The sequence below is a fragment of the Calditrichota bacterium genome (genome assembly GCA_014359355.1).
In the GTDB taxonomy this organism is placed as follows: Bacteria; Zhuqueibacterota; Zhuqueibacteria; order JANLFK01; family Oleimicrobiaceae; genus Oleimicrobium.
In genome coordinates this window covers 1-11,078 of record JACIZP010000059.1, presented here as the reverse complement: position 1 = coordinate 11,078, position 11,078 = coordinate 1, and the positions used below count along the sequence as shown (strand labels likewise).

Sequence of the window (11,078 nt, the reverse complement as noted above, 5' to 3'; positions counted from 1 at the left end):
ATCAGGAAAAGGTCGTCCTCCTCAATGCGGTACATGTCCTTTTCGAGCTTGGGAATCTGCCCGGTACCGAACATGCTCTCTCGCTTGGTGACAAAGGGCGGAAAGACCTCGGTGTAGCCGTGTTTTTGCACATGCAGATCGAGCATGAAATTGATCAGGGCGCGCTCCAACTTGGCGCCCAGTCCCCGGAAGTTGACGAAGAAGGCACCGGCTACTTTCGCACCGCCCGCCAGATCCAGTATGCCCAGGCTTTCGCCGATCTCCCAGTGGGTCTTTGGCTGAAAGTCAAAGGTCTCCACAGTCCCCCAGTGCTTGATGACCACGTTGGCCGATTCATCCCCTATGGGCACACTGGGGTGCGGAACGTTGGGAATCCTGATCTGAACCTCGTAGATGGCCTTCGCCAGGTCGTCCAGCTGCCCATCCAGCTCCTTTATGCGGTCGGCAACCTTGCCCATTTCCTGGATCAAGGCCGAGGCATCCTCACCGCGCTTCTTCATGGACGCAATGGTCTCGGAGACCTTGTTGCGCTGTGCCTTGAGCGCCTCGCCTTCGGCCAAAATGGCGCGCCGCCGCTCGTCCAACTCCAGCAGCCGGTCCAAATTCACGTCTTCGCGCTTGTTGGCAATGGCCTGTCGTACCAGGTCCACATTCTCGCGAATGAATTTCAGATCAAGCATCGCAGTTGGTCCTCTATTGCCCTTTGCCCGTGAGCATCACCCAGATCGTCCTGAGGATAATCTTCATGTCCATGCGGAGCGACATGTTCTCGACATAGTAGAAATCGTACTCCAGCTTCCGCTTGACGTCTTCCAGGGATTCGTCATAGGTCCCTTTGATCTGCGCCCATCCGGTAATGCCCGGCTTGACCATGAGCCGTCTGGTGTACAGGCGAACGTGGCGCTTCAGCTTCTCCACAAAGTAGGGCCGCTCCGGACGCGGTCCCACCAGGCTCATGTCGTTCTTGAGCACATTGATGAACTGCGGGATCTCGTCGATGCGCAGGCGCCGGATGATGCGCCCGACTCTGGTGACCCGCGGGTCGTTCTTGCCCGCCCACACCGGACCGGTGAGCTTCTCGGCTCCGACGATCATCGAGCGGAACTTGTAGATCTCAAAGTGCCTCCCTCCTCTTCCGACCCGACTCTGCTTGTAAAACACCGGCCCCGGCGAGTCCAGCTTGATGAGCAGGGCAACCAGCAACCAGAGAGGCAGAAATCCCACCAGGACGACGATAGATACGACCACATCCAGGGCGCGCTTTGCCTTGCGTTCCCAGGGAGGCATGAGCTGCGGAAAAACCTCGATGAGCGGGAAACCGTAGATCTGGTTGGTGCGCATCTGACCGGTGACGATGTCGTACAGGTCAGGCTGAATCTTGATGTTGACCGGCAGCCCCTCGCAGCGGGCAATGACGTCCACCGTCTTCCGCCGCGAGTTCCCCTCCAGGGCGATTATGACTTCCTCGATCTGTTCCCTCACCACCACTTCGCCCAAATCGCGCAGGCCGCCGAGTACCGGACACCCACGATGTTGGCCTCTGCCCTCCTTGGCCGAAGCGTCGATGAATCCTACCACGCGGTGACCCAGGGCCGGATAGCGGAGAAGGTCGTCGAACAACTTGCGCGCCTTGTCGTTCCAACCGACGATGAGCGTCCGGCGCACGCCGACCCCGGCCTCCAGCAGCTTGCGCTGGATGGTGCGTAAGAGGACGCGTCCACCACCCACGGCCGCCGCCATCAGCCCCCAGTAGCTCACAATCATCATCCTACTGAGCGAGGGTGGCCGCGACAGGTCGCGGTCCCAGTCAGTCGTGGCCAACAGCAGGAGAACCATGCCGAAGGTCACGGCCTTGAGCACCGTGATGAGTTCATCCATGCGCGACTGCGCATACCAGGGCCGGTACAGGCCCGAGAAGAAGAACACCACCACCCAGAACGCCGTCAGAATTGCGGCAAAGACCAGCTGGTTCCCCACCTGTGTCTCGGCGAAGAAGCCCATTCCTTTGCGCAGCCAGCACCACGCCAAAAACACCCCCATGGACGCTATGCAGTCGGAAAGGAGGAGGAGTATTCTTTGCACCGTCTTGGGCACGGCTCTTTCTCAAACTCCCTTGCTTATGACTGTTCCTCGCAGCTCATCGCTCCACACGCGTCCACGCCGCGGGCTGCCCGCCAACCAAGAACTTGAAAAAACCCACCAACAGTCCCATGTGAATCACCACGAAGTAGTAGGCGTACGTCACCACCCCCAGGCGGACACCCACCAGACTCAATAGCCAACCCAGAATAACCAGTAGGTAGAACACTCCCTGCACGAGAAAAAAGTAGTTGAAAAACGGTGCGCCCAGCGCACAGAGATTTGCCACGAGCAAGAGGATCAGCATGAACGGGACCAGCCAGCGGAGGAGCTTGTGCGACCATAAGCCAAAAGCCACGTACCCACGCCGAGGATGCAGCAGGCTGCGGATCTCTGGCAACACATTGAAATTGGCCGCTCCGATTCTCACCTTGCGCAGAAACTCTCCTTTGACCCGCGGCGAAGTATACTCTGTGGCCACCGCTTGCCCCTCATAGACGACATCGTAGCCCTGTCCGACAATCCGCAGGGGGATCAAGAAGTCATCGTTGACCATCTTGTGCGTCGGCAAAGGGACGAACAGCTCGCGTCGAATGGCATAGATGCCGCCGGTGGCACCAAAAACGGTCTTGATGCGCCCTTCCATCTCCTTGAGGCGATTCTCATAGTCCCAATAGACGGCCTCTCCCTGGCTGCTCGCCCGCCGGTCCGGGCTGATAAGCCGCAAGTAGCCACACACGCCCCCTACGCTTGGGTCCGCAAAATGCGCCACCATCTTGCGCAGAGCATCAGGCTGATAGATCGTGTTGGCATCGGAGAAGACCAGAACCTCGCCTCGCGCTTCGGGTACAAGTTTGTTGAGCACACGCGCTTTGCCTTCCCGCTGTGCAAAAGCGAGCACTCGGACGTTCGGGACTCCGCACGAGCGGATCGTCTCCACAGTGGCATCGGTGCTGCCGTCTGAGCCAAAAAGGAACTCTATACGCTCCACCGGATAGTCAAGGGCACGGCAGTTCTCTATCTTGTCGCGGATGACCTTCTCCTCATTGTAGGCTGCCACCACCATGGACACCGTGGGCATGAAACCATCTTGCTTGCGTCGGGTACGCGGGCGCAGCCGTGACCACACGAGGAGGATTAGGTAGTATCCCACGTAGGTGTAGAGAATCGTACCCAAGCTCAGCCAGAAGACGATGCGGGCCAGCATTACGCGGCCTCCCGCAGGGCAGAGCGATGCACGTGGCGAAGACTGCGGCAGAGCGGCCCCGTCCCTCCGACGTGCTTCACCGTGCCGATGCTCAGCACACGTCCACGTCCAACAAACAAGACCCTTGGTCCCGCCACCTGCATCGTGTCAGTTCCGACGCTCCGCAACCCTCTTTCTCGGTACTTTCCGCGCCATGTGGGGCACAGCGCCCATCTACCCAATCCCGGCCGGTGGCGCCACGGCAATGGAGGTCCGCATCGCCTGCCGGAGAAGGGCCTTTTCCTGTGGCGTGAACAACCGATGCAACCCGGCAAGCAACAGAGCCACAAGCCCCACGGCAAAGACCAGGACAGGGCCACCAAAAAGGAAGTACATGACGGCAATCGCCACGAAGAGCGCGAGCGCCGCAGCGGCGCGCCACGCCAGCGCAGCCTGCTCCCCGGTCAGCGCGCGCCACGAGAGCCCAAAGAGCACGCAGAGCCCTGCGCCATTAAGCATCAGTTTGGCCCACGCGGCGCCGGTCACCCCCAAGCGCCTGATGAACCACCATTGCACCGGCAGTGCCAGCACCAGCATGCACAGCATGAACAGGGAGTTCCGCCCCTGCCGGTTGCGCGAGTTGTTAAAGTCCACCATAAAGAACGTCAGAAAGGTGAAACACTGGCTCCACAGCAACAGTTGGAACGACAAGGCGGCACCGGCAAACCTCTCCCCGAAAAGGAGAAGAAACAGAGGCCTCCCGACAATGGTTCCCGCCACCCCAAGAACAAGTCCAATGACCAGCAAGCCCTTCACCCCCATGCGGAATGCCAGTCCGAGCTTCTCGTCTTCGGCGCTCGCCGCCCTGGCCATTACCGGATAAAGCGCAGTGGCCACAGCAAAAGGCACAAACCCCAGGGGAGCCGTAAAGCGGAAGGCCGTCGAATAGATCCCGACCGCAGCCTCACCCCAGAGGGATTTCAAAAAGAGCACGTCGAGGCGCTCGTACAGCATGGTCAGGCCAAGGTAAATGAACAGGGGGAACGACTCCTTGAACAGCCAGCGCAGCTCGGCACGTTCGACGCGAAAAACTGGCCGCGTGCGTTTCTGCACATACACCACTGTCAACACCAGGCCGGGGAGATTGGACAAGACGTAGCCGGCAATTACCTGGCCCGGTGTTGCCCCAATCAGAACCAGAGCGCCCACCAGGGCAACCTGTAACGCGCCGTCGACCAGTTGAAAGACAACCGGCAGCCCCATGTCCATGTCGGCATGGAACACGCCCTCCAGGACCACCCGCAAGGTGTTCAGCTTTGCCGAAATGAGGATGGTCAGGCTCAGCCAGGCGAGGGCCATACGCAGACGCGGCTCGTGATAGAAAACGGCCGTAGCAATCGCCAAAAGCAAAAAAGCAATCGCCGCCAGCACGGCTTTGCTGAAGAGCGCAAGCCCGACAATCTCACCGGCTTGTGACCGTCGCCGCGCCATCTCGCGAATGAGCACCGGCTGCATGCCAAAATCAGGGAGCAAGGCAAAGAGGCCCACCACTACCAGGGCATAGGAAAAGATGCCGAACATCTCCTCGCCCCATGCTCTGGCCAGGATGACGATGGTCACCATGTTCAACCCCAACACCGCGATTCTGCCCATGAGCACGAACACGGCATTGCGGGCTACTTTTCCGGAAACGGTTTGCAGAGGCGGTTACCTCAAGAATTGCGCCATACGCCCGGCCTATGAGTTCTCACCATCTCCCTGTTCAGGGCCTGGCAGGAGCGACACCTTAGTTCATCACCCTATCTCGCTCCAGTCTTGCGGCGTGTGACCTGTCGTCGCTCTGCCCCTTGCCATGCTCGAGGAAACAGCCGTGGCAAGACGACGCACAGTACCACGATCCACGTACCCGCAAAGAAGCATCAACCCGGGAAACGCACCCACAATTGCCAGGCGTTCTGCGACGGGCATCACCGCTAAGCGCGGAGGCGTCAGCGTGCTGAGAAAGAACAGCCCCACTCCTGTTCCGAGGAGGAGGGCGAACTTGCCCATGTCGTAAGGCACACGGTAGAGCCTCTGCGAGATCATCCACATCACCGCCGCCAGCACCGCGTAGGCGAGTACCTTCGCAAGCGCCGCACCCATCATGCCGGTGCGAGGCACCAGATGCAACCCCAAGAGCAGATTCAACGCCGCTGCCACGCCTATTCCAAGCGGGAGGAAATAGGTCTTTTTCCTCACTTGCACCCCTATGGCGGTGAAGTAGTACACGCCGTACAGCACGAAGGAAGCCACAAGAAGAGGCACGACCCGCGCGCCCGGCAAGTAGCTCTTGGTGGCCAGCAACTCTATCAAGTCTCTGGCAAAGACCGCCAGCCAGAGGGCAAAGGTGCACACGCCTAGCATGAAGAACTCGAACAGTCGCGCGAACGTACGTGGCCCATCTTGCCGCCTGGCGATGGGGAAAAAGATCGCTGGCCACGCCAATTGGAAGGCGCTCACCAAGAGCATCATCATCACCCCAAGGCGGGTGGCCGCAGCGTACATGGCCACCTGGTCCAAGTCCGCCAGGAAACGCAGCAAGTACCGGTCCGACATCATCAGCACCATGTTGCATGCGGCGGCAGGGACCAGCGGAAGCCCGTAGGCCAGCATCTCCTTCAACTCTCTTACGGAGATCGCCGGGCCCAACTCAGGCCAAATCACCACCAGGTAGATGGAGGCAAAAAGCAGGGCCGCCAGCGTGTTAGCCAGCACTGCGCCCTCCACCCGCCGCCTGAGGACCCCGACGAACAGGACGTTCAGTGAAATACTGAGCACGAAATTGGCGCTTGCGATTAGGGCGAACTTGAGCGACTTTTCGTCGATGCGCAGCCTCGCCATGGGGATGGTGTTGCACACCAGGAAAAAGTCACCCACAAAAACCAAACGGAGGAGCCAGACATAGCCCATGTCGCCGAACAGCAGCCGAGATATCGGTCCGGCAAGCGCCACGAGCACCGCCACCGCGACCAGTGCAGTCAAGACGAGAAAGTAATGAGCGGTGCTTGTAAGGACTCGTTTGTCCACCCCGTGCCGGTAGAGGGCGCTGCGAAAGAGCGCCGAGTCCATCCCCAGCTGCAGCACCAACATCACCACGGTGGAGGTAACAGTAAGAATTTCCAGCACGCCGAACTCGGCCTTCACCAGCATGCGCGCATAGAGGGGAAGCAGCACAACATTCACCGCGCGGTTGAGCACTGTGGCCAAGGCATAGGCCCCGGAATGCTTCAGTAACCGCACGATCAATTCCTGCAGAGTGCCTTCCTTGGCCAATTTCGCTGGGCTATGTTCCTCCACCTTCCCGCTTCTCAAAATCCGCTTGCCATCCCTCCCTGACTGCTCAAGCAACTATCATCAGGCGTGCAGCAAGACTTCTCCCAGATCCTGCCAAGCGGCGCGTCTACAACCGCCTTCCGCCTCCCAGAAGCGTGACCTTCTTCTCCCGGCCCTTCACGTTGCGCGTCGCGTTGCGGGTGTCGACGATGTTCTTGGCGTGGCGGACAATGAGCTCATAGTCATAGCACGAATGGTCGGTGGTAATCAGCACCAAGTCCGCGCCGGCAATGGCCTGCCTGGTCAGCTTTACGGAGCGAAACTCTTTGCCGTCGACGATCACCTTGGGCACGTAGGGGTCGTTGTACGCGACGTGCTTGGCACCGCGGTTAACCAGGAGTTCCATCACCTTGAGCGCTGGGGAGTTACGCACGTCGTCAATGTCGCGTTTGAAGGCCACGCCAAGAATGAGGATCTTTGCCTTACCAAAAGCAATGCCGCGGTCGCAAAGCACCCGCCGGACCATGCCCATGACGTAAAACGGCATATCTTCGTTGGTCTCGGCAGCCAGCTCGATGAAGTTGGTGTGAAAATCGTACTCCCTGGCCTTCCAAGCCAAATAGTATGGGTCGACAAGGATGCAATGGCCGCCGATGCCCGGCCCCGGGTAGAAGGGCATGAAACCGAACGGCTTGGTTGATGCCGCCTCGATGACCTCCCACACGTCGATGCCGCCCATGCGGTCGCACAGTCGGGCGAGCTCGTTCACCAAGGCGATGTTCACACTGCGGAAGATGTTCTCCAGCAGCTTCTCCATCTCCGCCACACGTGGGCTGGAAACCGGAACCACCTGGGAAACAACTTGTCCGGTTATGGCGCAAGCGAGCTCTGTACACCGTTTGGTCACGCCGCCGACCACCGTGGGTGTATTGGCAGTGGTGAACTTCTTGTTGCCGGGGTCGATCCGTTCCGGCGAAAAGGCCAGATGGAAATCCTTTCCCACTTTCAGCCCGGTCTTCTCAAGAATCGGCTGCACGACCTTTTCGGTCGTCTCTGGAAAGGTCGTGCTCTTGAGGATGACGAGTTGCCCCTTCCGCAGCCCCTTGGCGATTTCCGTGGCCGAATCTACGATGTAGGACACATCAGGTTCCTTGTTGTCGGTAAATGGCGTCGGCACGCAGATGTAGATCACGTCCAAGTCCGGCACGCACGCGTAGCTGGTGGTCGCCGACAGCTTGCCCTCCTTCACGCAGGCTGCCAGCTCATTGTCGTCCACGTCGTCGATGTAGTTCTCGCCGCGGTTGATCTTTTCCACTTTGGCCGCTGATTTGTCAATGCCCACCACCGGGAACCCCTTCTTGGCGAATTCCACTGCTAAGGGGAGTCCCACATACCCCAAACCAACGATGCCGATCTTTGCTGTCCGGTCTGCGATTTTGTCCTGCATCTGCTCCTCTCCAGTCCTTAGTTGTTGTGTCTGCACTCCGCTTTTTGTCTCGATCAAAAAGAATGGAATGGTCGAGCGGTCTACCGAACTGGATGACCATTCCACTCCACAAAACGCGCACGAGCAGCGAGCTTCATAGATCCCGCTGGTAGTGCGCCCGGTAGTATGCGAGATATTCCCCGCTCTTGAGGGGTTCCCACCACCAACGGTTGTCGCGATACCACCTGATAGTGGAAGCCATCGCCTCTCGGAACTGGTGGCGCGGCTGCCAACCCAACGCCCGGATCTTCTCCGTACTCACCGAATAACGCCGATCGTGGCCGGGCCGGTCTTTGACAAAGGTCATCAGCTCCTTGGGCTTGGCCAGCTCCTCCAAGATGATGGCCGTGATTTCCAAATTGTTCTTCTCGTTCCCCGCGCCGATGTTGTAAGTCTCCCCGTCAACGCCGCGGTGCACCAGGAGGTCGATCGCTTCGCAATGGTCCTCAACGTAGATCCAGTCCCGTACGTTCTTGCCGTCACCATAGATCGGCAGCGCCTTATCGTCCAGCGCGTTGGTGACAAAGAGCGGGATGAGTTTCTCCGGATACTGATAGGGCCCAAAGTTATTGGAACAGCGGGTGATGATCACCGGCAGCCCATAAGTGACGAAGTAAGAGTGGGCCAAGCGGTCCGCACCTGCCTTGGAGGCGGAGTAGGGACTGGACGGCTTGAGCGGCGATTCCTCCGTGAAGGACCCCTGCTCGATGCTCCCATAGACTTCATCCGTGCTGATCTGGATGAACTTTTGCACGCGATGCTCGCGGGCACACTCCAGCAGTACAAAGGCGCCAAAGACGTCGGTCTTGATAAAGTCGTCCGGCGCACCGATTGAGCGGTCCACGTGGCTCTCGGCGGCAAAGTTAACCACCACGTCGACCCCTTTCATAAGCTGGCTCACCAAGGCCCGGTCGCAAATGTCCCCCCTCACGAACCGGTAGCGCGGGTCATCTTGCACATCGCGTAGGTTGTTGAGATTACCCGCGTAGGTAAGTTTGTCTAAGTTGATGACGCGCACGTCGTCATAGGTGCGCAACAGAAAGTGCACATAGTTGCTACCGATAAAGCCAGCTCCACCAGTCACCAAATAAGTGGTCATGGGCGAGATTCCCCTCGTCGGTTAGCCCATCTTGACGTCCCAATTGTACGGCACCTGAGGCGAATCGTACGGCAGGCGGTACTCATCCGGTTGGGCATAGTTGTAGGGCTCGGTCACCGTGTTCACCACAATCGCCTCCTCTTGGCCAATGCACTTCCAGCCGTGCAGAACCCCGACAGGGACGTGAACCAGGACCGGATTGTGCTCGCCAATGAAGAACTCATTCACTTCGCCCCGAGTGGGAGAATCTGGGCGATCGTCGTAAAGCACCACTTTGAGCATTCCTTTGACGACGACGATATTGTCCTCCTGGAGCTTGTGGTAGTGCCACCCCTTGATGATGCCGGGATAGGTAGTGGTCATGTAGACCTGGCCGAACTTGGAGAACATCTCGTCGTCAGCCCTCAACATCTCCATGAGGCGGCCGCGTTCGTCTGGAATCACACGCAGCCTTTTGAGCTTCACGCCGTCGATCACCTCTGAGCCTCCTCGCAGAAACGGATGTCAATTTACAAAACGGCGGCCTAAAAGTCAATTGGTTTGTTGCTTCGCCGCTCCTTCCCCTCGGACTCGGGACATCACCCTATACGGCATCGGACCCGCGCTGCGGATGGTCAGCGTCTGCCTGGGGCGGGTCGTGCCAGAAGTCGCCCTCCATCAGCGCGCACCAGCCGACCGCTCTCCCAGACCACTCTGCCGCCGATCATCACGTGCGTCACTTTCGCGCTGGCAAGTCCCTCGGGCACGCCTGCTGTGGGCACTTCCAGGAAGGTCAGGTCGGCAACCTTCCCAACCGCGATGGAACCCCTATCGACAAGGTGAAAGGCCTCTGCCACGCTGGAGGTCCGCCTTTTCAAGCGCTCCCAGGTTCCGGCGGGCGTTCCCCCGGCGCCCGAAAGTTTCTCCGCGCCAATGACCGGGCGACCGAACCAGCTCACCACCTCTTGACCAAGGCCGCTGGGTTTTGTTGCTGTGTCCCCTTCCACCACCATGCCCAGCACCCCATTCGCAAAACAGGCAGCAAGTCGCAATGCCGCGCAGGTGTCGTCCGGCGCCCACGCCGCGGAGGAGACCGCCACGCCCACGTTGGTGACCCCCTTCCCGCGGGAGGCAAGTCGCTCCAAGAGCTGGCTGGCGCTCTGGAGGGGAGCGACGCAGATGGCCGAGGTGCAGCCTGCAGCAAGAAGCGCTCGCAGGGAATCCGCCAGGGAGACCTCTTCCGCGCCGCTTACCAGAGCAAAGAAACCAGGTACTACCAGCCTTCCGCATGCATCCAAGGTGTCCTTGGCAGCAAGACCGTCGAGGTCACCGAGATCGACGATCACGCCCAAGGTGTCGCTTCCTCCTTTCCCGGCGGCGTCGAAGTTGATGGCAAGGTCGGCGCGGAAGGCCAGCTCATGGACGCCATCCCACACCAGTGCGTCCATCACCAACAGGTCGTAGAGGGGGTCACCGTTCTCAGGCAGCGCATCGTACAGGGCGGGATTTGCCAATTCGACGGCTCCTGTGGCAATGGTGTGCAGCGCCGTAAGAAGCGCTACAAAGTTGAGCCGCACCATGAACTGGGGGTCATCTCTGTACCATCCTCCCGTTTCCAGCAAGACCGTGCTCGTACCCCATGCCTGCATTGCGTCACCGAATGCGCGGGGCATGTATCCGGCATCGTAACGGGAGATGTGCCCGTAGACGAAAGGCGCAAGGGACTGGGCGATGACCGCAGCTACCTTCTTGGCCCGCACCCGCACCGGATTGTCGCTCTGTTCCCAGTCGAAGGGTGGGGCAAGCAGGGCGACTGCCGCCAATTTCCCGCTGCTTCCCACCGTCCTTCTGCCGCTTTGGTCGTGAAGGTTGAAGGCGAATTGGGGTTCATAGCGCTCCCATACGGCTTTCAGCGCTTGTCCCTCAGGTGTCTGCAG

At 59.5% G+C, this 11,078-nt stretch carries 9 protein-coding genes; all 9 read right to left on the bottom strand.

All coding sequences use genetic code 11. The annotated features are described in order from the left end of the window. Nucleotides 1-680, bottom strand: a 680-nt coding sequence (locus tag H5U38_02645) for a serine--tRNA ligase (protein ID MBC7185911.1), incomplete at its 3' end; no start/stop codon positions are given. 13 nt (nt 681-693) lie between these two features. Next, a complete protein-coding gene (locus H5U38_02640) occupies nt 694-2,094 on the bottom strand; it encodes an undecaprenyl-phosphate glucose phosphotransferase (GenBank protein MBC7185910.1) in 1,401 nt (466 codons plus the stop codon). A 43-nt stretch (nt 2,095-2,137) separates the two neighbouring features. Further along, nucleotides 2,138-3,286 (bottom strand): glycosyltransferase family 2 protein, encoded by a 1,149-nt coding sequence (locus H5U38_02635; GenBank protein MBC7185909.1) that lies wholly within the window; start codon nt 3,284-3,286, stop codon nt 2,138-2,140. Between the two features lie 213 nt (nt 3,287-3,499). Next, a complete protein-coding gene (locus tag H5U38_02630; GenBank protein ID MBC7185908.1) occupies nt 3,500-4,918 on the bottom strand; it encodes a flippase in 1,419 nt (472 codons plus the stop codon). Between the two features lie 141 nt (nt 4,919-5,059). Continuing rightward, complete coding sequence (locus H5U38_02625; protein ID MBC7185907.1) at nt 5,060-6,544, bottom strand: oligosaccharide flippase family protein; 1,485 nt, start codon at nt 6,542-6,544, stop codon at nt 5,060-5,062. Between the two features lie 160 nt (nt 6,545-6,704). After that, nucleotides 6,705-8,024 (bottom strand): nucleotide sugar dehydrogenase, encoded by a 1,320-nt coding sequence (locus H5U38_02620; GenBank protein MBC7185906.1) that lies wholly within the window; start codon nt 8,022-8,024, stop codon nt 6,705-6,707. Nucleotides 8,025-8,157: 133 nt separating this feature from the next. After that, complete coding sequence (gene rfbB / locus H5U38_02615; protein ID MBC7185905.1) at nt 8,158-9,162, bottom strand: dTDP-glucose 4,6-dehydratase; 1,005 nt, start codon at nt 9,160-9,162, stop codon at nt 8,158-8,160. A 21-nt stretch (nt 9,163-9,183) separates the two neighbouring features. Beyond that, nucleotides 9,184-9,639, bottom strand: coding sequence for a dTDP-4-dehydrorhamnose 3,5-epimerase family protein (locus H5U38_02610; protein ID MBC7185904.1), 456 nt, complete (start codon nt 9,637-9,639; stop codon nt 9,184-9,186). 137 nt (nt 9,640-9,776) lie between these two features. Next, nucleotides 9,777-11,078, bottom strand: a 1,302-nt coding sequence (locus H5U38_02605; protein ID MBC7185903.1) for a hypothetical protein, incomplete at its 5' end; no start/stop codon positions are given.

What these genes read in the sequence shown, in the direction of transcription:
- H5U38_02635 (MBC7185909.1), bottom strand. Translation starts at nt 3,286, where the DNA reads ATGCTGGCCCGCATCGTCTTCTGGCTGAGCTTGGGTACGATTCTCTAC.
- H5U38_02630 (MBC7185908.1), bottom strand. Translation starts at nt 4,918, where the DNA reads ATGGGCAGAATCGCGGTGTTGGGGTTGAACATGGTGACCATCGTCATC.
- H5U38_02620 (MBC7185906.1), bottom strand. Translation starts at nt 8,024, where the DNA reads ATGCAGGACAAAATCGCAGACCGGACAGCAAAGATCGGCATCGTTGGT.
- rfbB (MBC7185905.1), bottom strand. Translation starts at nt 9,162, where the DNA reads ATGACCACTTATTTGGTGACTGGTGGAGCTGGCTTTATCGGTAGCAAC.